General features: G+C 58.5%; 23 protein-coding genes. 10 read left to right on the top strand and 13 right to left on the bottom strand.

Going from position 1 to position 22785, the window contains the following annotated elements:
- Positions 1 to 16 precede the first annotated feature (16 nt).
- The 5 genes from ACR3E6_RS12730 to ACR3E6_RS12710 form a co-directional block, all read right to left on the bottom strand.
- Positions 17 to 1393, bottom strand: coding sequence for a TRAP transporter large permease (locus ACR3E6_RS12730; protein WP_210092296.1), 1377 nt, complete (start codon positions 1391 to 1393; stop codon positions 17 to 19).
- The gene (locus ACR3E6_RS12725; protein WP_152457843.1) at positions 1393 to 2070 is read right to left on the bottom strand and encodes a TRAP transporter small permease; all 678 of its coding nucleotides are present in this window, start codon (positions 2068 to 2070) and stop codon (positions 1393 to 1395) included. Before ACR3E6_RS12725 ends, ACR3E6_RS12730 begins: the two co-directional genes overlap by 1 nt.
- 113 nt (positions 2071 to 2183) lie before the next feature.
- Positions 2184 to 3185 (bottom strand): DctP family TRAP transporter solute-binding subunit, encoded by a 1002-nt coding sequence (locus ACR3E6_RS12720; RefSeq protein ID WP_171632783.1) that lies wholly within the window; start codon positions 3183 to 3185, stop codon positions 2184 to 2186.
- Between the two features lie 362 nt (positions 3186 to 3547).
- Positions 3548 to 4777: a sigma-54-dependent transcriptional regulator gene (locus ACR3E6_RS12715; protein WP_171723357.1), complete on the bottom strand. Its 1230-nt coding sequence runs from the start codon at positions 4775 to 4777 to the stop codon at positions 3548 to 3550.
- A complete protein-coding gene (locus tag ACR3E6_RS12710; protein ID WP_480487429.1) occupies positions 4774 to 6555 on the bottom strand; it encodes a sensor histidine kinase in 1782 nt (593 codons plus the stop codon). Before ACR3E6_RS12710 ends, ACR3E6_RS12715 begins: the two co-directional genes overlap by 4 nt.
- Here ACR3E6_RS12710 and ACR3E6_RS12705 point away from each other — a divergent pair.
- Positions 6554 to 7735 (top strand): cytochrome P450, encoded by a 1182-nt coding sequence (locus ACR3E6_RS12705; protein ID WP_480487427.1) that lies wholly within the window; start codon positions 6554 to 6556, stop codon positions 7733 to 7735. The two genes, ACR3E6_RS12710 and ACR3E6_RS12705, sit on opposite strands and share 2 nt — an antisense overlap.
- Positions 7736 to 7863: 128 nt before the next feature.
- On the opposite strand, the gene ACR3E6_RS12700 is transcribed toward ACR3E6_RS12705, so the two are convergent.
- Positions 7864 to 8346: an Lrp/AsnC family transcriptional regulator gene (locus ACR3E6_RS12700; protein ID WP_117869097.1), complete on the bottom strand. Its 483-nt coding sequence runs from the start codon at positions 8344 to 8346 to the stop codon at positions 7864 to 7866.
- A gap of 144 nt (positions 8347 to 8490) precedes the next feature.
- On the opposite strand from ACR3E6_RS12700, the gene cobA reads away from it, so the two are divergent.
- From cobA to infC, 7 genes are all read left to right on the top strand, one after another.
- A complete protein-coding gene (cobA, locus tag ACR3E6_RS12695) occupies positions 8491 to 9267 on the top strand; it encodes a uroporphyrinogen-III C-methyltransferase (RefSeq protein ID WP_480487425.1) in 777 nt (258 codons plus the stop codon).
- Positions 9267 to 9581, top strand: a complete 315-nt coding sequence (locus tag ACR3E6_RS12690; RefSeq protein WP_171328572.1) for a DUF2849 domain-containing protein — start codon at positions 9267 to 9269, stop codon at positions 9579 to 9581. Before cobA ends, ACR3E6_RS12690 begins: the two co-directional genes overlap by 1 nt.
- Before the next feature lie 65 nt (positions 9582 to 9646).
- Positions 9647 to 11311, top strand: a complete 1665-nt coding sequence (locus ACR3E6_RS12685; RefSeq protein WP_209833262.1) for a nitrite/sulfite reductase — start codon at positions 9647 to 9649, stop codon at positions 11309 to 11311.
- Positions 11301 to 12062 (top strand): phosphoadenylyl-sulfate reductase, encoded by a 762-nt coding sequence (locus tag ACR3E6_RS12680; RefSeq protein WP_480487423.1) that lies wholly within the window; start codon positions 11301 to 11303, stop codon positions 12060 to 12062. The genes ACR3E6_RS12685 and ACR3E6_RS12680 overlap by 11 nt, the downstream gene beginning before the upstream one ends.
- A complete protein-coding gene (locus tag ACR3E6_RS12675) occupies positions 12059 to 12466 on the top strand; it encodes a DUF934 domain-containing protein (RefSeq protein ID WP_480487421.1) in 408 nt (135 codons plus the stop codon). The genes ACR3E6_RS12680 and ACR3E6_RS12675 overlap by 4 nt, the downstream gene beginning before the upstream one ends.
- Positions 12467 to 12575: 109 nt before the next feature.
- Positions 12576 to 13409 (top strand): ferredoxin--NADP reductase, encoded by an 834-nt coding sequence (locus tag ACR3E6_RS12670; protein WP_152457833.1) that lies wholly within the window; start codon positions 12576 to 12578, stop codon positions 13407 to 13409.
- Between the two features lie 117 nt (positions 13410 to 13526).
- Positions 13527 to 14117 carry a translation initiation factor IF-3 gene (gene infC, locus ACR3E6_RS12665; RefSeq protein ID WP_480488138.1) on the top strand — a complete coding sequence of 197 codons (591 nt, stop codon included), beginning with the start codon at positions 13527 to 13529 and terminating at the stop codon, positions 14115 to 14117.
- Positions 14118 to 14174: 57 nt separating this feature from the next.
- Here the strand turns inward: infC and ACR3E6_RS12660 are convergent, their stop codons facing one another.
- From ACR3E6_RS12660 to ACR3E6_RS12650, 3 genes are read right to left on the bottom strand one after another with little or no spacing between them, the layout of a single operon-like run.
- Positions 14175 to 14588: a hypothetical protein gene (locus tag ACR3E6_RS12660; protein ID WP_171723362.1), complete on the bottom strand. Its 414-nt coding sequence runs from the start codon at positions 14586 to 14588 to the stop codon at positions 14175 to 14177.
- A gap of 54 nt (positions 14589 to 14642) precedes the next feature.
- Positions 14643 to 15959 carry an aspartate aminotransferase family protein gene (locus ACR3E6_RS12655; RefSeq protein ID WP_209833265.1) on the bottom strand — a complete coding sequence of 439 codons (1317 nt, stop codon included), beginning with the start codon at positions 15957 to 15959 and terminating at the stop codon, positions 14643 to 14645.
- Positions 15956 to 16729 carry a beta-keto acid cleavage family enzyme gene (locus ACR3E6_RS12650; RefSeq protein ID WP_171723364.1) on the bottom strand — a complete coding sequence of 258 codons (774 nt, stop codon included), beginning with the start codon at positions 16727 to 16729 and terminating at the stop codon, positions 15956 to 15958. Before ACR3E6_RS12650 ends, ACR3E6_RS12655 begins: the two co-directional genes overlap by 4 nt.
- An 88-nt stretch (positions 16730 to 16817) precedes the next feature.
- On the opposite strand from ACR3E6_RS12650, the gene ACR3E6_RS12645 reads away from it, so the two are divergent.
- Entirely contained in the window at positions 16818 to 17717 is a 900-nt protein-coding gene (locus ACR3E6_RS12645) for a MurR/RpiR family transcriptional regulator (RefSeq protein WP_480487418.1), read from the top strand.
- Positions 17718 to 17782: 65 nt separating this feature from the next.
- Here the strand turns inward: ACR3E6_RS12645 and ACR3E6_RS12640 are convergent, their stop codons facing one another.
- Positions 17783 to 18784: a molybdopterin-binding protein gene (locus ACR3E6_RS12640; protein WP_480487416.1), complete on the bottom strand. Its 1002-nt coding sequence runs from the start codon at positions 18782 to 18784 to the stop codon at positions 17783 to 17785.
- Entirely contained in the window at positions 18781 to 19749 is a 969-nt protein-coding gene (locus ACR3E6_RS12635; RefSeq protein ID WP_171723367.1) for an XdhC family protein, read from the bottom strand. The genes ACR3E6_RS12640 and ACR3E6_RS12635 overlap by 4 nt, the downstream gene beginning before the upstream one ends.
- Before the next feature lie 228 nt (positions 19750 to 19977).
- Between ACR3E6_RS12635 and ACR3E6_RS12630 the strand changes: the two genes are divergently transcribed.
- Positions 19978 to 20478: a hypothetical protein gene (locus ACR3E6_RS12630; RefSeq protein WP_171632817.1), complete on the top strand. Its 501-nt coding sequence runs from the start codon at positions 19978 to 19980 to the stop codon at positions 20476 to 20478.
- 4 nt (positions 20479 to 20482) lie between these two features.
- On the opposite strand, the gene ACR3E6_RS12625 is transcribed toward ACR3E6_RS12630, so the two are convergent.
- A complete protein-coding gene (locus ACR3E6_RS12625) occupies positions 20483 to 21742 on the bottom strand; it encodes a vWA domain-containing protein (RefSeq protein WP_209833268.1) in 1260 nt (419 codons plus the stop codon).
- A 6-nt stretch (positions 21743 to 21748) separates the two neighbouring features.
- Positions 21749 to 22657, bottom strand: coding sequence for an AAA family ATPase (locus ACR3E6_RS12620; RefSeq protein ID WP_171632821.1), 909 nt, complete (start codon positions 22655 to 22657; stop codon positions 21749 to 21751).
- Positions 22658 to 22785 lie beyond the last annotated feature (128 nt).

Raw genomic sequence — 22785 nt, 5'->3', positions numbered from 1 at the left:
TCAGTTTTCAGACAGTCTAGTTGGTTATTATTTCCGGCCCCATGAACGTGTTGGGCAGGAAGGTCGATATCCACGGAATATACGTCACCATGATCAGGAAGACGAACAGCACCGCAAGGAAGGGCAGCGCCGCCTTCACAACGCTCATCATCGGCATACCCGCAACACCCGAAGTCACGAACAGGTTCAGACCGACCGGAGGCGTGATCATCCCGATCTCCATGTTGACCACCATGATGATACCCAGATGGATCGGGTCAATGCCCAGCTCGATAGCGATCGGGAACACAAGGGGCGCCACGATAACCAACAGGCCTGACGGTTCCATGAACTGACCGCCGATCAGCAGGATCACGTTCACCACGATCAGGAAAGCGACAGGGCCAAGGCCGGCCGACAACATCGCTTCGGCGATATGCTGCGGCACCTGCTCGTCGGTCAGAACATGCTTGAGTATCAGCGCGTTGGCGATCACGAACAGCAGCGTGACCGTCAGCTTGCCTGCCTCGAACAGCGTATGCTTGGTGTCCGGGTGAATGAACGCCGTGATCAGCGCATAGGGTTTTTTCAGCAGCGGCAGGTTCTGTGTGCCTTCTTCCGTGCTCAGCGGGCCCATGTCCTTGTACACAAAGCTGGCAATGAAGAACGCGTAGACTGCGGCAACTGCGGCGGCTTCGGTCGGGGTGAAGATGCCACCATAGATACCACCCAGAATGATGACGATCAGGAAAAGACCCCAACCGGCCTCGCGGGCCGAGGTAAAGACCTCTCCCCAGCCTTTCCATTCCCCCTTGGGCAGGTTCTTGACCTTGGCCATGACATAGATGGTGATCATCAGCATCAAACCGGCCATCAGACCGGGAATAACCCCCGCAAGGAACATGCGCCCAACCGAGACTTCAACAGCGGCGGCATATACGACCATGACGATGGATGGAGGGATCAGAATACCCAGTGTCCCCGCGTTGCAGATCACACCGGCGGCAAATTCCTTGGAATAACCCACCTGACGCATCCCCGCGATGACGATCGAGCCGATGGCGACCACGGTCGCCGGGGACGACCCGGACAGGGCTGCGAACAGCATACAGGCAAAGACGCCCGCAATCGCCAGACCGCCGGGCAAATGCCCGACACAGGCGATCGAGAACCGGATGATCCGTCGTGCGACACCACCTGTAGTCATGAAGGACGACGCCAGGATGAAGAACGGGATCGCCAGCAGGGTAAAATGCCCTTCAAAAGCCTCGAACAGCGTACCCGCGACAGACGCGAGTGAACTGTCTGAGTAGATCAGCAGAAACAGGGTCGAGCTGAGGCCAAGCGCAACTGCAATCGGCACACCGATCAGCAGCAGGCCGACGACCATCGAGAAAAGAAGTACGACGTCCATCAGTTATGCTCTCCTTGCTGAGCGCGGACTTCTTCGATCTCGTCCTCGACTTCGTGGCTGGCGACAAGGCGATCCGTTTCGCCACGCCATATCTGAACGGCAACCTGGGCGAACCGGATCACCAGCAGCAGCATCGATACCGGCAGCACCAGATAAGGCACCACTTTGGGAAGCTTCTCGTACCCTTCGCCATAGTTGATCAGGTCTTCCAGAAACCGCAGCGGAGCGACCATCGGGATATCGTCCACCTCATAGAAACTCTGGCTGCGGGCGTCGAAGTTGAACCCGGTCGGGAACCAGCGTCCGGATGTCGGCGGCAGATCCGCGAAAACCGCCCAATAGTCATAGGCGCCCTTCAGCAGCAGCAACGAAAACACCAGGCAGCACCCCACGGCGATGAGCGCCAGAATGCGACGCGGCGCCGGGGCCAGCATGTTCAGGATCGCATCAACACCCAGATGAGAGTGTTTCTTGACCGCATAAGAGGCGCCAAGCAGCACCAGCCAGCCAAAAGTGAACACCGTCAGTTCAAGCGCCCACAGGATATTGGAATTGAAAACAAACCGCGCGATCACGTTGGCAAATGTCACGACCGTCATCAGGCCCAACAGACACGCGATCAGGGTTTCTTCGATATGGTCGACCAGCCCGCCTTGGCCGGAATTCGCACCAGACATCTTTCTGTCCCCGCATTTTTTGTGATGAGAGAGTGTTGGGCGGGCTTGTTCAGCCCGCCCGGCCAGCGCGTCGAATACTCCCCAGTCCCCGGACGCGCGGCCTTTGGCCAGATTCAGAAGCCGGCGTTGATGGCCTGAGCCGCGTCGATCTTGTCCTGACCCACGTCACCTGCGAACTGGTCCCAAACGGGTTTCATCGCATCAACCCAGGCCTGACGCTGTTCCGGGGTCAACTCGCGGATGACTCCGCCTGCTTCAACGATCGAAGCTTTGGCTGCTTCGTTCACGGCAAAGGCTTCTTTGTTCCTTGTTTCCGTGACTTCAGCCAGAATGGTCAGGAACTGATCACGCACGTCCGGATCCAGGCTGTCCAGCCAGTCCACAGAGGTCACGACCAGATAGTCGATGATGCCATGGTTGGTCTCGGTGATGCCGTCCTGCACTTCGAAGAACTTCTTGCCATAGATGTTCGACCAGGTGTTTTCCTGACCATCCACAACCCCCTGTTGCAGCGCGCCGTAAACTTCCGAGAACGCCATTTTCTGCGGGCTGCCACCAATAGCCTCCATCTGTGCCACCAGAACGTCCGAAGACTGCACGCGGAACTTCAGACCGTTTGCATCCGACGGATCGACCAGCGGCTTGTTGGCCGACATCTGCTTCATGCCGTTGTGCCAGAAGGCCAGCCCCTGAAGGCCACGGCGCTGCATGCTGTCCTTCATCGCCTGACCATCAGCCGAAGCCTGGAATGCATCCACAGCGTCGATGTTCTTGAACATGAACGGCAGGTCAAACAGGCGGAACTGCTTGGTGAACTTCTCGAACTTCGACAGTGACGGCGCGGCAAGCTGAACGTCGCCCTGCAACATCGCCTCCAGCACCTTGTCGTCGTTGTACAGTGTCGAGTTCGGATAGACCTCCACGCACATCACGCCGTTCATCTCATCATTGACGCGCTGTTCTAGCAGCGATGCGGCGATGCCCTTGGGGTGTTTGTCAGTGTTGGTCACATGCGCGAACTTGACGACGATTTCACCATCGTCACAGGCTGCCATCCCTGCGGTGGCTGTGACTGTCAGCGCCAGAGCGGTCGCTGCCGTTGTCAGGAATTTCATCTGTCTTTTCCTCCCAGACTTCCTTGAAATTGTCCTTCGACACCAATTCGGTATCAGATGCAGCGAAGTGAAACGAATCGGCACGATCCACTCAACGATTTGTTTTCTGTCCCTCGATTTTCTATTTAGTGATTTTCTTTCAGAAGGTTATAAAGCGCTTTGCAATGGATATTGGACCCATTCGAAACCCCGAGTGCGAGATTCCGCACAGCAATCTTCCAGTTTGTGCGAAAATCCGCACACGCCGCGAATCAAAACCCCCGAATCAACTGACGCGAAACCGCAGCCCGCGACAGCGGGCTGCCCGGCCCAACAGCTTTAGACGCATGTTAATGCGGAAAAAGGTGGCGGGAGCCCGGCCGTTACCGTCGGTAATCCTCGGCCCGAATCTGGTACCGTGCCAGCTTGTCGTAAAATGTCTTGCGCGGCAGTTTCAATGCCTTCGCCGCATCTGATGCCTTGCCGTTGTGACGACCCAGCGCCGCGATGAGCAGCGACCGCTCCACCCGCGCCATCTGTTCGCTAAGGCCCAGGTCTGTTGCCTGCGCGACTTCTTCCGGCATTCCCAGCACGAAGCGCATCGCGGCTGACATCAGGGATCGCGCATTCCCCGGCCAGTCGCTGGCCATAAGCGACGCCAGATGCTCGGACGAGATTTCCGGCGCCACGATCCCCGCCTGTTCCGCGGCCTGTGCAACGTAATGGCGGAAGATCACCGGAATGTCGTCGGGGCGTTCTGCCAGCGATGGAATACGAACCCGCATGACATCCAGCCTGTAAAACAGGTCTGCATTGAACCGGCCTTCAGAACTCAGCGCCGACAGATCAGCGGTCGTTCCCGCAATGATACGCCCGCCCGGTCCATGCTCGATGATCTCCAACGCCGCAAATTGCGTGGCATGGGGCATGGCCGAGACTTCGTCCAGAAACAATGACCCACCTGCCGCATCTTCACAGCTCTTGGCCAAGTCGTCGGGGCTGAGGCTGGAGGCCGTGCGTTTGACAAATGGTCCCTGCCCTGCTGGCGACATCAGATGCACGACCTCGGCGACCTTCGAGATGCCGCTGCCCGGCGGTCCCGTCACAAGAACCTCGGCGCCTGTTGGCGCAACGGTCCGAACCCGTTCGCGCAGGGCCTCGGCCTGCGGCGACAGTCCGAACAGCAAACGCGCGGCGGGGTCTCCTCGTTCCAGCTCGGATTTTGCCGCTCTTTGCTCCAATATCTGCGAACGGGCTGCAAACGCGCGTTCAAGCACCTCGAGAAGGTCGGACGCGGCGCACGGCTTTTCCAGAAAATCGAACGCGCCCTTTCCCATGGCATCGACGGCCATGGGAATATCGCCCTCACCCGTCAGAAGAACCACGGGAAGATCCGGATCGACCTCTCGGGCATAAGACAAAAGATGGAACCCGTCCCGCCCCGGCATGCGTATATCCGAGATGATGACACCGGGAAACTCGCGGCTGATGTGATCCTTGGCCGCCACAAAGGATCCGGCGGTCGTTGGCTGATAGTCCGCCAATTCCAGAGTTTGAGACAAGGCCTCGCGTACGGCGGCATCATCATCGACCAACAAAACCCTGCGCATCACGCGGCCTCTTCCTTGTCGCAGGGTTCCAGTTCGACGGTAAACATGGCCCCATCCGCCGTGTTCGCGCCCCTTATGTCCCCACCAAAGCTTTGAACCAGCCCGTAGGAAATGGAAAGCCCCAGCCCCAAACCTTCTGACGATCCAACGCTTTTCGTGGAATAGAAGGGCTCGAACATCCGGTCGGGGTCTTCAATGCCCGGGCCAGTATCCTGCAAGGAAACGCTCAATCGTGCACCTTTTCGCAGCGTTATCGTTATAATCCGTTTTGGTCGTCCCAGCATTGCATCCGCCGCATTGTTGATCAGATTCACAAACACCTGCACCAAACGTACTTCACCCCCCCAAACATACACAGCCCCATTCGGGGGGTTCCAGTTCAGGGTTACATTGTCGTCTCGCAGGCGGGCCTCGGTCAGTTCAACAGCGGTGTTGAGAACCTGAATCAGGTCAACCCGTCCCATCGGTTCGCTTTCGTTGCGGGCAAAGGCGCGAAGGTTCTTGATGATCCGCGCCATCCGCGCCGCCATTTCCGAGATCCGGCCCAGATTCTCGGCAGCCATTTCAGGTTTTCCCCGCGTCATGAACGCTGAACCGTTATCCGCAAATTGCCGTATGGCCATAAGCGGCTGGTTCAGTTCATGGCTGATGCCCGCCGACATTTGCCCCAGAGCGCTGAGCTTTCCGGCCTGCACCAGGTCTGCCTGGGCCCGCCGCAGCGCCGCCTCGGCTTCTTCCCGTTCCGCCACTTCCTTGCGCAAACTGGCATTTGCCACTGTCAGGTCATGGGTGCGTTTGGCCACACGGCTTTCCAGAACGGCATTCGCTTCGGCCAATGCCCGCCGCCGCTCCATGGCAAGAAAGAGCATGGCCCCAAAGGCCAGACAGATCGCTGCGACGGCCGCCGCCTGAAGCCTGGCAAGCTGAAGGGCCGGCGCCACGTCCACCAGCACCTCGGCAGTCATGTCGATCACCGGCAAATCAAGGGTCAGATGCAGCGCATCGCGCGGCAGGTAACGCCCCCAGTTCAAGTGCCACAACTCGTGCCTGCCGACCTGTTTCGAAGAAAAATCAACGGTCGCACCATCTGGCGGCGTCAATCCCGCCTCACCGTCCGCCCGGCGCCAGAACAGCAGGTCGGATCTGTTGGAAATGAAAACGACACCATCGGAATCGACAAAGAAAACCGCCTCGGTACTGCCGCGCCACGTTTGTTCAACGTCCTGAACATCAGCAACGACCATCAACGCGCCTTCAATCTGGCCAGACGGGCCAAAAGTGGGGGCGGCATAGGAATAGATCCGGTCTTCGCCCGACGGTACAACCTCATGCGCACTGCCCAAGGCGCCCTGCATCGCACGGCGGAAAGCCGGATGATGGGCCATGTTGCGCTGGGACACAGGCTGCGCCGATACCAGCACCTGCCCGTTCGTATCCAGATACATCATGTTTACGGCGGCCGTTTTGTCAGCGACGTCCAGCAGCGTTGCCCGGGCTTGGCGAATACCGGCCTGCGTATCCAGTTCATGCAAAACGGGATGAGTTGCCATCAGCACGGCAAGTTCCTGATACACTTGCATCTGCGTGCTCAGCCGGTCAGCCGCCAACTCAAGATCTGCCTCTGCCTTCTCGCTCAGCTGAGACAGGGCCTGTCGATAGCCATAAGACCAGACAAACCCCGACAATAACCCAACGGCGAGCAAAAAAACGGAAATGAACCAAACCCTGTGCATAGACAGGGTCTTGCATTCAATGCGCCGCATGGCAAGTGTGCGGCTCATGATGTCTTTTTCGCAATCACCGACAGACCCGGGTTTCGTCCAAAACCCCTACCCGTTCTACGACAAGGCGCGAGGCTCGGGCGATCTGTTCTATTGGCAGGACTATGGTTTGGTCGCCGCGGTTTCATACCGCGCGGTTCGCGCCCTGTTTCGGGACCGCAGGTTTGGCCGCGAGGTACCGCCCGAACTGGCAGAGCAAGGTCCCGCCCATCTGGCGCCCTGGCTGGCCATCGAGGCCCATTCACTGCTTGAGGCAGAACCACCAAGGCACACACGCCTTCGGTCATTGGTGATGCGCGCCTTCACGTCACGGGCGATTTCTGCGCTGCAACCTTCCATCGAAGATCTGTGCCACAGCCTGATCAAAGACTTCCCCGGGAACACGTTCGACCTGTTGGATACCTATTGCACTCAGGTTCCGGTGGTCACGATCTGCCGGCTTCTGGGCGTCCCCGAAGCCATGGCGCCCGATCTGTTACAATGGTCTCACGATATGGTTGCCATGTATCAGGCCAATTGCACGCAGGACACCGAAGACACGGCCGCCAAATCATCTAAGGAATTCACCGAATTCCTGAAGGAATACATAGAGCTGCGGCGCAATGATCCCCGCGACGATCTGATAACCCGGTTGATAAGCGCCGAGGAAGAAGGCCAGAAACTGTCACTGGACGAGCTGGTTGCTACCTGCATCCTGCTGCTCAACGCAGGCCATGAGGCTACCGTGCACTCACTGGGGAACGGGGTGAAAACCCTGTTGCAGACCCGCACCGCCCCTGACGCCCTGGCACCGGATGGACTCGACGGAACCATCGAAGAAATCCTGCGCTATGACCCGCCTCTGCACATGTTCACACGTTACGCGTATGAGGACGTGGATCTGTTCGGCCATTCATTCAAACGTGGCGATCAAGTGGCACTGTTGCTTGGCGCGGCCAACCGCGACCCCGCTGTCTGGGCTGAACCGAACACGTTTCAGCCGAACCGTCCGATTGAAGTCAACACAAGCTTTGGGGGCGGAATTCATTTTTGTGTCGGGGCACCTCTGGCGCGTCTGGAAATGCGCATTGCTTTGCCGATCCTGTTCGAAAGCTGTCCAAACCTGCAACTGGCTGCGCCGCCGCTTTATTCGGACAGCTATCACTTTCACGGGCTGAATCAGCTGCTGGTCAGACCTTAGCCATCACCTTCCGCATACCTACACGATCCCTCTGGCGATTTTGCTTCCGGCCGGATGAAAACACCCATCAGCTCATCTGGCTCAAAGCCCATTGAAAGACACGGGCGGAGGAGCCGCGGTCGAGTGTTCTAAGCCCCCTCTGCCAACGCATTCAGCGGCAGCATCGTTGTGGACTTGATCTCTTCCATGGACAACAACGCCGTGACGTTGTGCACGCGCACTTCCGAGATGAGCGACTGATAGAACTGATCATAGGCACGCGCGTTTTTAACCCGGACTTTCAGGATATAGTCGATATCACCCGCCAACCGGTGCGCCTCTTGCACTTCGGGGTGATCCTTCAATGCTTTCAGGAATTTACGTTGCCAGTCCGCCTCATGTTCCGAGGTGCGGATCAAAACAAAAAAGGTGGCTTCGAACCCAAGTGCCTCGGCATCCAGCAGCACCGTTTGCTGGCCGATGATTCCCGCCCCCTTGAGCTTCCGAATGCGATTCCAAACAGGCGTCTTTGAACTGCCGACCCGAGCCGCAATTTCGTCCAATGATTGGCCTGCGTCCCGTTGCAGCTCGGCCAGAATTTTTCGATCCGTGTCATCTATCCGCACCGACATTCCAATTTTCCTTCTGTTTCGACACCTATGTTCCGGCTTTTCCGAAAATCGGAACATTTGTCCTTATTTTAGCGGTGATATGGCGCTTCGGTGGGAATATTTCCTATATTGAGGGTCAAGTCAAACAATGTCCGAGACGATCCGATGCAGGATTTTCACACAACCAGTCCCAAAGGTCATGTCGACTTTGTCGGCGCCGGACCCGGTGACCCCGAATTGCTGACGCTCAAGGCGTTGGCCGCATTCGAGCGCGCGGATGTGGTGTTGCATGATCGCCTGATCAGCAAGCCTGTGCTGGACATTGCCGCCCAGAACGCCGCTTTGGTCGATGTCGGCAAGGCCGGGTTCGGCCCCTCGTGGAAGCAAAGCGATATCGACGCGCTTCTGGTTGAATACGCCCTGAATGGCAACCGTGTGGTGCGCCTGAAGTCGGGGGATCCCACGGTTTTTGGTCGTCTGGACGAAGAAATCGAGGCCGTCGATGCGGCCGGTATTTCCTGGCAGATCATTCCCGGCATCACGGCGGCCTCTGCCGCAGTGGCAAGCATCGGTCAAAGCCTGACTCGCCGCGGACGCAACTCATCGGTGCGTTTTTTGACCGGGCACGACATGCAGGGTTTTGCGGATCACGATTGGAACGCTTTGGCCAAGCCGGGTTCCGTGGCGGCAATCTACATGGGCAAGAAGTCCGCTCGGTTCATTCAGGGTCGCCTGATCATGCACGGCGCTGATCGCGCCACGCCCATTACCCTGGTCGAAAATGCCTCGCGTCCCGACCAACGGATTTTGGCCACCACTTTGGACCAGTTGACCACCGATCTGGCCGCCGCCGAAATGGATGGACCGGCCCTGACCTTCTATGGCCTTGCCCCGCGCGAAGCGGCGCAGGCTGTAACCGAATTCAACAAGGAGCTTGCCTGATGGCCCGCGCTTTTACCCCCAAAGTCGTCACTGCAAATGACTTGCTCGAAGGTGACGTGATTTATCTGACCGAAGATGACCGCTGGTCCCGTGACCTGAGCGAGGCAGAACTGATCACCGACGAGGCGCATGCGCAGGTTCGCCTGCTGGATGCCGCGCGTCAGGCAAACAAAATTGTGGGCGCCTATCTGGCCGATGCCGTTGCTGGCGAAAACGGCCCCGAGCCCACCCATTTCCGGGAAGACTTCCGCCGCACTGGTCCGTCCAACTATGCCCACGGCAAACAGGAAGCTTCCCCGCAGCCCCGGGCCTGACCTCTGGCCCTTCTCTCTCCCCTTCAAGGCCCCAGGTTCGGGGCTGCAACCAAGGACAGCTAGACATGTATCGCTACTCCGAGTTTGACAAAGATTTTCTGGCAGAGCGTAACGCGCAGTTCCGCGCTCAGGTCGAGCGCCGCATCGACGGTTCGCTGACCGAAGATGAATTCAAGCCGCTGCGCCTGATGAACGGCCTGTATCTGCAACTGCACGCATACATGCTGCGGGTCGCCATTCCCTACGGCACGCTGAACAGCGCACAAATGCGCCAATTGGCCCTGCTGGCTGAAAAGTGGGACAAGGGGTATGGCCATTTCACCACCCGTCAGAACATCCAGTACAACTGGCCGAAACTGAAAGATGTGCCAGACATGCTGGACGCGCTGGCCGAGGTGGGCATGCACGCCATCCAGACCTCGGGCAACACCATCCGCAACGTGACGGCCGACCATTTCGCCGGTGCCGCCGCGGATGAGGTCGCCGACCCGCGCCCCTATGCCGAACTGCTGCGCCAGTGGTCGACCGACCACCCGGAATTCCAGTTCATGCCGCGCAAGTTCAAGATCGCCATCACCGGTTCGGAAAACGACCGCGCCGTGATCAAAGCGCATGACATCGGCCTGCAACTGGTCGAACGTGACGGCGTTCTGGGTGCGCGCGTCATCGTCGGTGGCGGCCTGGGCCGTACGCCCATGATCGGCAAGGAACTGTCCGAATTCGTCGCATTCGATGATCTGCTGGCCTATCTGGAAGCCACCGTGTCGGTCTGGAACCAGATCGGTCGCCGCGACAACAAGTATAAGGCGCGCATCAAGATCACCGTGCATGAACACGGCATCGACGCCATCCGCGCCAAGGTGAATGAACGTTTCTTGCAGGTTCGCCCACAGTTCAAGGGCGCCGACATGGCGCTGCTGGATGAGATCAAAGGCCATTTTGCGCCTCCGGGCTTCCGCGAAGGTTCGGTTGCGTCGTTTGAAAGCGCCTATTCCAACGATCCGGTTTTCCGGTCGTGGGTCGATACCAACATCGCGCCCCACAAGAACGCGGACCACGCGATCGTTACGATCTCGATCAAGAAACACGGTCAGACGCCGGGTGATGCGACCGCCGAGCAGATGCGCGTGATGGCCGATCTGGCCGAAGAATTCGCCTATGATGAGCTGCGTATCAGCCACGAGCAGAACGTGATCCTGCCGCATGTCCACAAATCGGACCTGCCCGCGATCCACGCAAAGCTGAAGGAACACGAACTGGCCACCGCCAATATCGGGCTGATCAGCGATATCATCGCCTGCCCCGGCATGGATTACTGCGCGCTGGCGACGGCGCGCTCGATCCCGGTTGCTCAGGAAATTGCGACCCGCTTTGAAGATTTGAAGCTGGAGCATGACATTGGGCACCTGAAGATCAAGATCTCGGGCTGCATCAACGCCTGCGGCCACCACCATGTGGGCCATATCGGCATCCTGGGCCTGGATCGTGCAGGCGTCGAAAACTACCAGATCACACTGGGTGGCGACGCCACCGAGACGGCCGCGATCGGCGACCGCACCGGTCCGGGTTTTGCCTATGACGAGATCGTACCGGCCGTGGAACGCATCGTCGACACCTACCTGGATCTGCGCGAGAATGCTGAAGAAACCTTCCTGATGACTTATCGCCGCGTCGGCATGGAGCCGTTCAAGGCCGCCCTCTACCCCGAGGCTCGGGCGAATGCCGCTTGATCTGATTCAAACGGAACTGGGCAAAGACCGCAGCGACCTGACCGAGAAGGTCAACGCATTGAATGCCCGGTTCCGTCACCACAGCGCCCATGACGTGATGCATGGCGCCCTTGAAGAGATCGATGCGCTTGCTCTGGTCTCAAGCTTTGGCGCGGAATCGGTGGTGCTGCTGCACATGGCTGCGGTGATCGATAAGATGACGCCGGTGTTGTTCGTGGATACCCAATTGCTGTTCACCGAAACGCTGGAGTACCAGCAGGAAGTCAGCGAGCGCCTGGGGCTCAGGAACATCCGGATCATCCGGGCGGATGACGAAGAACTGCAACGCGAAGACCCCTATGGCGCGCTGCGCCTGCGGGATACGGATGCGTGCTGCAACCTGCGCAAGACCTTTCCCTTGCAGCAAGCCCTGACCGGGTATTGCGGTTGGATTACCGGCAGGAAACGGTTTCAGTCCGGCACGCGCGCCGCGCTCGAGTTTTTCGAGGTCGAAGACGGCACAGGCCGGATCAAGGTCAATCCGCTGACCCATTGGGCGCCGGACGATGTGCGCGCCTATATGGAAGAAAACAACCTGCCCCGGCATCCGCTGGTGGCCAAGGGATACCCTTCGATCGGCTGTGCGCCCTGCACTTCGCCGGTGAAGGAAGGCGAAGACCCCCGCGCCGGCCGCTGGCGCGATCAGAACAAGGAAGAATGCGGCATTCATTTTGTCGATGGCAAGATGGTGCGCATCGGAGAAAAAACATGAACGTAATCGTAACAGATGAGGGCTTTTCGCCCGATGACTGGACCGACGGCTTTGTCACTCTGGATGATGCCGCGAATGACGTGGTTGCGCTGGACGTCAGCTCGGACACGGACCCGGATGAGCTTTTTGACCGTTTGGGCAGTGCCAAGCTGGTCCGGGTGGATTTTCCATCCTTTGCCGACGGTCGCGGCTTTACCATCGCCCGCACCCTGCGCCTTAAGGGCTATGCAGGACGTTTGCGCGCCAAGGGTCATGTTCTGGCAGACCAGTACGCCATGGCGCGTCGCTGCGGCTTTGACGAAGTTGAGATTGACGGAGACCTGGCAGATCGCCAGCCCGAAGATCAGTGGCTTTCCCGGGCCAACTGGAAAGAGAACAACTATCAGGCGCGTTTGCGCGGTTAAAAGCCGCCCATCGCCGGCTTGAAACACAAAGGGGGCAATCTGTCCCCTTTTCCTGACTTGGATCAAAGATTAAACGGAGATGTCGGTTTAGCAGACCGGCAGGTAAACGATGACAGAGATGAAGCCCGTGAGCGAAGCAACTGCCGTGAAGGCCCCGGTCCTGCCGGACGCGCAAACTGTAACCGAGGTCAAGCATTGGACCGACAGCCTGTTCTCTTTCAAGGTGACGCGCCCCGCCACGCTGCGTTTCCGCTCGGGCGAGTTCGTGATGATCGGTCTGCTGGGCGACAATGGCAAGCCATTGCTGCGCGCCTATTCAATCGCTTCGCCGTCGTGGGACGATGAGCTGGAGTTCTATTCGATCAAGGTTCAGAACGGCCCGTTGACGTCGAAACTTCAGCACATCAAGCCCGGCGACCAGATCATCCTGCGCCCCAAGCCGGTTGGCACGTTGGTGCATGACGCCCTTCTGCCCGGCAAGCGTTTGTGGTTTTTTGCCACCGGCACCGGTTTTGCCCCGTTTGCTTCGTTGTTGCGTGAACCGCAAACATATGAAGATTATGACGAGGTGATCATCACCCATACCTGCCGCGAAGTGGCCGAACTGGAATATGGCCGTCAATTGATCGACAGCATCCGTCAGGATGAAATGCTGGCCGAACTTATTGGCGAAGGCTTTGCTGACAAGATCCGCTATTACCCGACAACCACGCGCGAAGAGAGCCCCAAGATGGGTCGGATCACCGACCTGCTGAAGGATGGCACCGTGTTCAGCGATCTGGGCATTGAAGGCGGAATCAAACCCGAAACCGATCGCGCCATGGTCTGCGGGTCGCTGGCTTTCAACCTGGACATCAAGGAAATCCTTGAAGGTTTTGGTCTGCGCGAAGGCGCGAATTCCGAACCCAAAGAGTTTGTAATCGAAAAAGCCTTTGTCGGCTAAAGGCACCTTGCGTTCGGAGCTTTGCAGCCCCGAACGCAAAATTCAGCGGACAAAAACACTGTTTTTTCGCAACTGCCGGTGTTTATGCCGCTTGAAGTGTGGCCCGGCCCGGTTTAAATTCCGGGCTCGAAATTCTGCAATTATCAAAGGAATGAACCCATAGCTCGCAGACCTCACAACGCGCCGCCACAACGAGACACCGGCCCGCGCGTCAATGATAAGATCCGTGCCCCCGAAATTCGCCTGATTGGCGCCGAAGGTGAAAATGTCGGGGTGGTTCATCCCGCCAAAGCCATGCAGATGGCCGCTGAGGCCGGTCTTGATCTGGTCGAAATTTCGCCCAATGCGAACCCACCGGTCTGCAAGATCATGGATTTCGGCAAATTCAAATATGAAACGCAAAAACGCGAAGCCGAAGCCCGCAAGAAGCAAAAGATCATCGAGGTAAAAGAGGTCAAATTCCGACCCAACACCGACACGCATGACTATGACGTCAAAATGAAGAACGTCTTCAAGTTTCTGGAAAAAGGCGACAAGGTCAAAGTTACCCTGCGTTTTCGCGGTCGCGAAATGGCACACCAGAACCTTGGCCGCGAATTGTTGCAGCGTGTTGCCGAGGACGTCAAGGACTTGGGCAAGATCGAAAACATGCCCAAGATGGAAGGCCGTCAGATGATCATGATGATCGGCCCGCTGCCGCAGAAATAATCCGGTCCAAAGATCGAAACGGTCCAAGCCCCTTCTCTTTTGAAGGGGCTTTTTCGTTCAGGGCGATCGCCTGCTGCGCAGCCAACGGGCCGCGTCCCGGAAATCGAACACCAGCGAGGTGATATCGACGATCAGAAGCACCCGGAGAAAGCAAACAAAGGCTGGGCTCAGGGGGTCTTCGGAAAACAGCAGAAGCGTCACGATGATGACCAACGGCACCCAGCACAGAATGTGTGGCAACGCCATCGCGCCGCTCATCCCGCGTGCACCCAACATGATCGGCACGTTCAGCGCCATGCCCGAAATTGCAAGCAATGCAATCAGGTGCCCCTTTGGCTGATCCAGAAATGCCAGCGGAAGCAGGTTTACCGGTACCAAAATGAACGCTACCCAGACCTGAACCCACACAGGGAGCGTTCGGAAACTGCGCCAGATATCCAGCACCATGGACGTCGCCTTTTCCAGATCCATTGCCCACGACACATAGCAAACGTGTCGCAGGCAAACAGGGTGCTCACGGTATTGTCAGAGAACGGCTGAAAAAGAGCGTTCCAGTTTGCTGACAAGTTCGCCTATCTGGGCCTCTTCTATGATGAAAGGCGGCGCGAGAAGTATATGGTCTCCGTTCCGGCCATCCCGGGTGCCCGCCATGGGATAACAGATCAGGCCTTCGGCCAGCGCCGCCTTCTTTATCTTTCCGGCAATGCCCAACGATGGATCAAAGGGGGTCTTCGTCTCGCGATCCGCTACCAATTCCACACCCCGGAACAGGCCCCGGCCACGCAAATCGCCCACGTTCGGGTGCTGTCCAAACGCGGCTTCCAGTGCGGAATGCACTTTGCTGCCCATACGTCCGGCGCGCGCCGGTAAATCACCCTCTGTCAGTTCACGGACCACCGCAAGAGCCGCAGCCGTGGCGACGGGATGACCGATATAGGTATGCCCATGTTGGAAAAACCCTGACCCATCGCGAATTGCGCCATAGATTTTACCGGTGCACAGCATCGCCCCGATTGGTTGATATCCTGCGCCCAACCCTTTGGCGATGCACAGAATATCCGGTGCAGCACCGTCGTGATCGCAGGCGAACAGATGACCGGTGCGCCCCATGCCGCACATCACCTCATCCAGAATCAGCAACACGCCATATTGGTCGCAGATTTCCCGGATGCGTTTGAAATACCCCTCAACCGCCGGAACCGCGCCAAGTGTAGCACCAACAACCGGCTCGGCCATGAAGGCCATAACCGTTTCGGGACCAAGGCGCAGAATTTCCGCCTCCAGCTCATTGGCGACGCGCTGACCATAGTCAAAGCTGCTCTCACCCTCGGGCTTTTCGGCATATTCATAGCAGGCCGAGATATGGGTCATTTCGATCAGCATCGGCGCGAATTGGGCCCGTCTCCAGGCATTTCCCCCGGCAGACAAGGCCCCCAGAGTGTTGCCATGATAGCTTTGCTTGCGCGCGATCACGTGGCGGCGCTCGGGCTGCCCTATTTCCAGAAAATACTGGCGCGCCAATTTGATGGCCGCTTCGGTCGCCTCGGACCCACCCGATACGAAATACACCCGGTCCAGATCCCCCGGCGCGTGCTGGATCAGAAGATCGGCCAATGCCTCGGCCGGTTCCGAAGTCATGAACCCGGTATGGGCGAATGCGATCTGTTCCACCTGCTGTTGCACGGCCCGGATCACTGCCGCGTTGGAATGCCCCAGACAGGACACGGCCGCATCGCCGCAATCCAGATATCGCTTGCCGTCGGCATCAATTAGGTATGCGCCGTCGCCACCCGCCGCGACGGGAAGTTCAGATTTGGTGTGGCGTGGGAAAACATGACTCATGTTCCGGTCCTTCCAAGTGTTTCTACCAAAGCCGCGACCGAGGCCGCGTTGTCCGTCCAGAGCGTGCCATCCGGTGCCGTCAGGCTGTTTTCGAATCCAACACGCAAGTCACCGCCGCGCCGCGCGGTTTCGACAAGACAATCATGTTCCTGCGTCCCAAAGGCGCACACCATCCATTTGGCCGGGCTGGATGGAAACGCATCCAGATCCGCTGGCACGGATTGCTGATTCTGACTGTAGCGTCCCAACACAAGCAATCGGTCTGTCTGGTCCGGCTGGACGATACCTTTTGACTGCCAGTCTTCCAGCAGCTTCACATCTTCCAAGTCGTAGAGAATATGCTGAACCCGCGTGCCCTGAGCCGCACATAGCGCATAGACCCGAGGCGCAAGATCAAGGGCCCGCGCGATTTCCCGGACTGAGATCGAGGCCCATTCAGGCTGAACCAGTTGCAGGCATTCAAACTGCGACTGGACATCGAACACGCCTGCTGCCTCGGTGGTGATCTGAACATCCATGCCCGGCACTTCCCTTTTCAGTTCCGCGATTGTTTCGCGATACAATCCGGCATCCAGCGTGTGATGTCCGTCGGCATCCCGTACATGCAGGTGTATGCCATTTGCACCAGCCTCGTGGCAGCCCCGCGCCGTTGCGACGATCTGATCCGTCGTGACTGGCAAAGCCGGGTGATCCGCGCGGCCCCGCCGGGCCCCGTTCGGAGCAACCAGTATATATGGTTTCCCGGTGGTTTTCACTGTGCTCTTGGTCATTGCGCCCTCGTGATCGTCTGTCCTCAGCTAATGAGCCCAAGCTTCGTTTTCAATTTACCAACTAGAAAACATATGTTTTGCTTACCGCATGACCCGCACTCTAACTGCCATCGTTACGCAATTGCGCCGCGAGATCGATGAAATGCCTGCGCAAATGCAGGTCGCTGTAAAGTATATCATCGATCATCCCGGCGAATTCGCGTTGAATTCGATCCGCACCACCACCGATCGCATCGGCATCAGCTCGAACGTTCTGATCCGGCTGGCGCAACGCATGGGGTATGACAGCTTTGACGCTTTTCGGCGCCCATTTCGAAACGCTCTGACAACCGATGGTGAGGACAGGTTTGGGCAGGATTGGCTGGAACACCTAAAGGAACAAGGGCAGTTTGGTGCGGCGCAGGCACGATTTGCGCAGAACGAAATAAATGTCGTGGCCAGATCGCTGCGCCTCATGGCCCCCCATTTGACGGAACAGGCCGTCGCACACATCAGGTCGGCGCGCCGCTGCTATGTGACGGCCACACGATCCAGCCATGCGCTGGCCTATTATTTTCACTACGCCGCACGCATGGCCCATCCCGGGCTTCAGCTGGTGCCCCGCCACATGGGTTCGGCCATCGACGATCTGGTCGAAGCCACCGCCGAGGATTGTCTGTTTGCAATCACGGTTCACCCCTATTCAGCCGACACGATTCAGGCGATGCGGTGTGCTCGGGGCCGGTCGATGCGCATCGTCCTGTTGTCGGATAGCGAGGTCATCGCCCCGGGGGTTGAACCGGATGTCGTCCTGCCTGTCAGCACGCGAACCTTGCACCCGTTTTCGAGTTTTTCGGGGGCAATGGCTGTACTTGAATGCCTGCTGGGCCATTTGTTTGCCGCCGGCGGAGAGACCGCCAGAGAAAGAGTGGATGCCTATCAGAAAGCACGGGAAGATACCGGTGCGTATTGGCGACCCGGCGTATTGCCAAAGCTCAGAAAACCATAAGCCGGTTCGGTCAAAGCCTCTGGGGTCAACCTCAGAATTCAGCCCCGCTCAGGATCAGTGGCGGATCATTCTTTTCGTTTGGCGCGCGGCTGCGGTCTGGTCGGGATTTCCTTCAGCAATCCTCCGACACCCATTCCGGCAATATCCGATCCGGTCGTTTCGATCCCGCAGGCAACCCGTGACAGAACCCAATCCGCCCCGTTCAACGCTGGAGATCGTGCACATCCGGGCAACCCGATCACCGGTCGATCCTGCATCGCACCCAGAAACAGCAGGTTTCCCGGATCAACCGGCATTCCGAACCGATCCACCCGCCCGCCGGCAAGCCGAACAGCAGACGGGGCAACATCGTCCGGATCCGAAGTCGCGGATCCGGTCAGGATCATGAGCAGATCACCGGTCGTTCTGGAAACCGCCTTGGCCAGCGCATCCACGCGATGCGGCACGATCTGAACATCACACAAATCCAGACCCAGGGCTTCGGTCCGTCCGCGAATGGCGGCGATCCCCTTGTCGTTGGGCGGGCCGCCGGGGATATCCGTGACGATCAAACCTGCCGTCTTGTGAACGGGTCTTGCCAGACGCACGGCCCCTTGCGCCAAATTGGCGGCCCGCCGAACATCAGCCTCTGGCACGGCATATGAGATAACCTTGATGGTGGCGACCATGCCCTTCGGGCCCATCTGCTGGTATTGCGGAACCGTCGCAACCGTGATCATCGGGTTGACCTGATTGAACATTTCCAGCGCATCCACATCCAGAACCGCCACGCCCGGCCCGTCCGCCAACAGGTTGACCCGGCCGGTGAACGCGTCTGTCACGCGCAGATTGGCCGACGCCGCATCTGGCGCAAGAGCTGCGGCCAAACGACGTGCGGCCTCGTCTTCGTGGCAATCGCCGGGTTCGAGGCGCGCAACGATCACTTCGCGGATGTCCGCCTGCGTCAACTGCGCCACATGCTCTGCGCGCAGTGACAGCCCCTTGCGCAGCTTTTGACCGTCAGCCGTCACCGAATGGGCCAGAATGGCGCCTTTTGCTTCAGAGACGGGTACCGGACCAAACCTCATGCCTTGCCTCGCAGAACGGCCGTCATCTGCGCCAGAATTGCAATGGCAATCTCGGATGGGCCGGCAGCCCCGATATCCAACCCGATTGGCCCATGAATCCTCGAGATTTGCTCATCACTGAAACCGGCCGCTTTCATACGCTCGACGCGTTTGGCGTGGGTACGTGTCGATCCCAAAGCACCAATGTAAAACACGCCCGCATCCAGTGCAGCTTGCAATGCCGGATCATCCAGCTTTGGATCATGCGTCAGCAGGACAATTGCGGTGCGCGCATCCAACCCGAGTATTGCAACGGCCTCATCCGGCCAATCCGTAAGGATCGTTTCGCCCGGAAAACGGGCGCTGGATGCAAACGCGTCGCGCGGGTCTATTATGGCCGGATCATACCCGGCAATTCGCGCCATCGGCACCAGTGCCTGCGCGATATGCACCGCACCAACAACGATCAATCGCAGCGGCGGGTTGTGAACGGCCACAAAGGTCTGACCATCTTCTTCAAAACCAGACCGATCCATGCGCAGCCGTTCCGCATAGGCGTTACGACGCAAGGCTCTGTGCCCGGTATCGATATTGACTTCGTAAGCGATGGGTTCACGCGCTGCGCGGGCTGCAACCAGTTCCGCAAGCATCGGTTCGGGCAGAACCTTTCCAACGGGTTCGACAAGAACGCGAATGGTCCCGCCACAGGCCAGCCCGACCGCAAAGGCATCTTCGTCGCTCACTCCGAATTCCAGCAAGCGGGCTTCGCCTTCGTCAATGGCCTCAAGCGCCTCGACGATCACCGCGCCTTCGACACAGCCGCCCGACACAGAACCCTCGATCCGGCCATCGCCGCCGATCACCAGCTGGGAACCCACCCGGCGTGGCGCGCTGCCCCAGGTTTCGACAACCGTGGCAAGCGCGGCGCCGCTGCCATTGCGGTGCCACTTCAATGCCGTTTCCGGGCTGTTGTCGAATCGTTCCATCAGGACCTCCAGACGTCGTCTGTCTCCAACATAGGCAGGATTGGCGGGATGAAAAGCGCAACGCCCCTGTCAAAACGTCTATGTTGAGCCCTGCAAGCCGATGCTAAAGCCTGAACAATATTCAATAAATCATAGTATTGATTGTTATGGGCCCGGGTTTTAGCTTGTGCGGGCAGCGGGCCAGTTGCCCAAGCTGCATACCAAACACATTTTTTCGGAGACAAGCAGTTGAAACATTATCTTGCACTGGGCGCAGTGGTTGGCCTTTTGGCTTCGACCGCAGCGTGGGCTGACACATTCGAACGTTATGGAGAGGTCGAGGGCTGGAAAGTCTTCATCGACAACGAAAAGAAATCCTGCCTGATCGAGGCCGTGGACGATGCGGAAAACGTCGTTCAGATGGGCCTGACCGAAGATCGCGGCGTGGGGTATGTGGGGGTATTCACCAAAGCCGATACCGACATCAAACGTGGCGAAACCCAAGAAGTGGCTATCCTGATTGGGGACAACATCTATCTGGGTGAAGCCACAGGTATGAAAGGCAACATCACCAAGGGTTATTCCGGTGGTTACATTCTGTCTGACAACCCGCAATTCGCGGATGATCTGGCCAAGAAGAAGGTCATGATCGTGTTCCCCGAGACATCCTATGCATTTACCGTCGATCTGACCGGCACCTACAAGGCCATGGAAATGGCCCGGAAGTGCAACGAAGAACAGTTGTCGTAACGGTCTAATCGGAAAGAGCGGCCATCAGCCGTGCTTTCTGCCCCTGGTCGTCGGGTTGTGAAATCACGGCGGCCAGGTCCTCGAGCGAGGCAATCGAGTGCCCTGCCCTGAAACTGTCGACATGGGGCAGCATGGCCGCCACACCCTGTGCCTTGGGGGCAAACCCGTCCCAGCGCAGCAGAGGGTTCAGCCAGATCAGGCGTTTGGAGGACAGGTGCAGCCGCTCGATCTCTTTCTCGAGGCTCTCCGGGTCACCCCGTTCCAAACCGTCGGTGATCAAAAGAACAACCGCACCTTGCCCCATGACACGTCTTGACCAGTCTCTGTTGAACTGATGCAGACAGTCGCCGATGCGTGTGCCCCCTTCCCAGTCCTGCGCCTCGGCCCCGGCAGCGGCGAGCGCTGCGTCAACATCCCGATGATGCAAGTGGCGGGTTATGTTGGTCAGGCGCGTGCCGAACGTAAAGGCATGAACCTTGGCCCAACCTGCCCCCTTGGCGTTCGAGACCGTGTGCAGGAAGTGCAGAATGACTCGGCTGTATTGGCTCATCGAACCCGAGATATCGCAAAGCGCAACAAGATTTGGCCATCGCGGTTTGGGTTGCAGCCGGGCGATATCACGCAATTCGCCCCCTTGCCGCATGGCTGCGCGCAAGGTGCGGGCACGGTCGATACGGTGCCCCAGATGACTGGCCTGTCCGCGGCGCGACTCAATGGGTTTGACCGGCAGGGTCATCCGCGCCAATACGCGTTTGGCTTGCGCGATTTCAGCGGTGCTCATCTGTTCGAAGTCCAGATTGCGAAGACGCTCTTCTGACGATGCCGTTTGCGTGGCGTCAATCTCGATTTCGGTTTCGCCCTCGTCTTGCGCAGCCTGCTGGGGCGCGTCACGTTCGACACCATCCAGCAGGGCCTCGGCTGCGCGCTTTTCACCGGCATCCGCCTTGCGTTCCTCTTGCACGCCCCGAATGGCAGGGAGCATCATGGCCATCATGTGTTCCATGTATCGCGGGTCGCGCCAGTACATTCGGAAGACCTGCGCAAACACCGTGCGATGTTCGGGGCGGTTCACGAAACAGGCGTGCAGCGTCCAGTAGAAATCCCGTTTCTGAGTGAAACCCGCGGCTTGTACCGCGCGAATTGCATCGATCACCCGCCCCGGACCAATCGGCAGCCCCGCCTTCCGCAACGCGCGGGCAAAATGGGTGATGTTCTGCGCCAGCTTCGGGTTGTCGGGAATCTCCAGCGGGATCTGCTCGGCCATAGCGCGTCAGGCCGGCTCAAGGGTCGCTTTGGCCTCATCCAGAATGCGCTTGGCCTCGGACCCTTGCAGCTTCTGGATGTCGTCCTGATATTTCAGGATCGCCCCCAGCGTGTCACCGATCACCTCGGGGCTAAGGTTCATCACGTCCAGCGCCAGCAGACATTTGGCCCAGTCAATGGTTTCGGCCACGCCGGGTTTCTTGAACAGATCCTCGGTGCGCAGACGCTGAACGAAGGCCACGACTTCGCGGCTGAGCGCATCGGCGGCCTCGGGCGCGCGCGCGTGCAGAATTTCGATCTCGCGTTCAAAATCGGGATAATCGACCCAGTGATACAGGCAGCGACGCTTGAGGGCATCGTGCACTTCGCGAGTCCGGTTCGACGTGACAATCACAATGGGTGGTTGGGGTGCTGCAACGGTGCCCAGTTCAGGGATCGTGACCTGAAAATCACTCAGAGCTTCCAGCAGAAAGGCTTCGAACGGTTCATCGGTCCGGTCCAGTTCGTCGATCAGAAGAACCGGTGCTCCGTTTTCGTCCGGGCGCATTGCTTGCAGCAAGGGGCGTTCGATCAGGTATTCATCCGAAAACAGTTCCGCCTGCAACGCGCCCCGGTCGGCCCCGCCCGAAGCCTCGGCCGTTCGGATCGCAACCATCTGTGCCGGAAAGTTCCATTCGTAAACGGCCGAGGATGCGTCCAGACCTTCGTAGCACTGCAACCGGATCAAACGGCGGTTCAGACCGGATGCCAGCGCCTTGGCGATTTCCGTTTTGCCAACTCCGGCCTCGCCTTCCAGAAACAACGGGCGTCCCAGCTTCAGCGACAGGAACACAACCGTGGCAAGGGCTCGTCCGCAGACATAGCCCTGACGTCCCAACATCTGCTGCACGGTATCGATGGAATTTGGCTGCGTCATGGAATTCCTCTCTACTTCGCGGACAAACAGGTCACGCAAGCGCCATTGCGTCAAGGCCCTAGCCCCTGTCAGAGCTACGACGTTCCGGTTGGTTGACAAGTTTTTTCGGCAACTCGTTCCGGGCTGGT

The sequence above is a fragment of the Ruegeria sp. AL3 genome (assembly GCF_056536065.1).
Note: the sequence above shows the minus strand (reverse complement) of the source record. Positions and strands in the feature narration are given on the sequence as shown.

Excerpts from the sequence above, each read along its gene's own strand:
- ACR3E6_RS12730 (WP_210092296.1), bottom strand. The coding sequence starts at position 1,393 with ATGGACGTCGTACTTCTTTTCTCGATGGTCGTCGGCCTGCTGCTGATC.
- ACR3E6_RS12620 (WP_171632821.1), bottom strand. The coding sequence starts at position 22,657 with ATGACGCAGCCAAATTCCATCGATACCGTGCAGCAGATGTTGGGACGT.
- ACR3E6_RS12675 (WP_480487421.1), top strand. The coding sequence starts at position 12,059 with ATGAACGTAATCGTAACAGATGAGGGCTTTTCGCCCGATGACTGGACC.
- ACR3E6_RS12660 (WP_171723362.1), bottom strand. The coding sequence starts at position 14,588 with ATGGATCTGGAAAAGGCGACGTCCATGGTGCTGGATATCTGGCGCAGT.
- cobA (WP_480487425.1), top strand. The coding sequence starts at position 8,491 with ATGCAGGATTTTCACACAACCAGTCCCAAAGGTCATGTCGACTTTGTC.
- ACR3E6_RS12690 (WP_171328572.1), top strand. The coding sequence starts at position 9,267 with ATGGCCCGCGCTTTTACCCCCAAAGTCGTCACTGCAAATGACTTGCTC.
- ACR3E6_RS12705 (WP_480487427.1), top strand. The coding sequence starts at position 6,554 with ATGATGTCTTTTTCGCAATCACCGACAGACCCGGGTTTCGTCCAAAAC.
- ACR3E6_RS12645 (WP_480487418.1), top strand. The coding sequence starts at position 16,818 with ATGACCCGCACTCTAACTGCCATCGTTACGCAATTGCGCCGCGAGATC.
- ACR3E6_RS12625 (WP_209833268.1), bottom strand. The coding sequence starts at position 21,742 with ATGGCCGAGCAGATCCCGCTGGAGATTCCCGACAACCCGAAGCTGGCG.
- ACR3E6_RS12635 (WP_171723367.1), bottom strand. The coding sequence starts at position 19,749 with ATGGAACGATTCGACAACAGCCCGGAAACGGCATTGAAGTGGCACCGC.
- ACR3E6_RS12725 (WP_152457843.1), bottom strand. The coding sequence starts at position 2,070 with ATGTCTGGTGCGAATTCCGGCCAAGGCGGGCTGGTCGACCATATCGAA.
- ACR3E6_RS12720 (WP_171632783.1), bottom strand. The coding sequence starts at position 3,185 with ATGAAATTCCTGACAACGGCAGCGACCGCTCTGGCGCTGACAGTCACA.
- ACR3E6_RS12710 (WP_480487429.1), bottom strand. The coding sequence starts at position 6,555 with ATGAGCCGCACACTTGCCATGCGGCGCATTGAATGCAAGACCCTGTCT.
- ACR3E6_RS12640 (WP_480487416.1), bottom strand. The coding sequence starts at position 18,784 with ATGAGGTTTGGTCCGGTACCCGTCTCTGAAGCAAAAGGCGCCATTCTG.
- ACR3E6_RS12655 (WP_209833265.1), bottom strand. The coding sequence starts at position 15,959 with ATGAGTCATGTTTTCCCACGCCACACCAAATCTGAACTTCCCGTCGCG.
- ACR3E6_RS12670 (WP_152457833.1), top strand. The coding sequence starts at position 12,576 with ATGACAGAGATGAAGCCCGTGAGCGAAGCAACTGCCGTGAAGGCCCCG.
- ACR3E6_RS12680 (WP_480487423.1), top strand. The coding sequence starts at position 11,301 with ATGCCGCTTGATCTGATTCAAACGGAACTGGGCAAAGACCGCAGCGAC.
- ACR3E6_RS12685 (WP_209833262.1), top strand. The coding sequence starts at position 9,647 with ATGTATCGCTACTCCGAGTTTGACAAAGATTTTCTGGCAGAGCGTAAC.
- ACR3E6_RS12700 (WP_117869097.1), bottom strand. The coding sequence starts at position 8,346 with ATGTCGGTGCGGATAGATGACACGGATCGAAAAATTCTGGCCGAGCTG.
- ACR3E6_RS12650 (WP_171723364.1), bottom strand. The coding sequence starts at position 16,729 with ATGACCAAGAGCACAGTGAAAACCACCGGGAAACCATATATACTGGTT.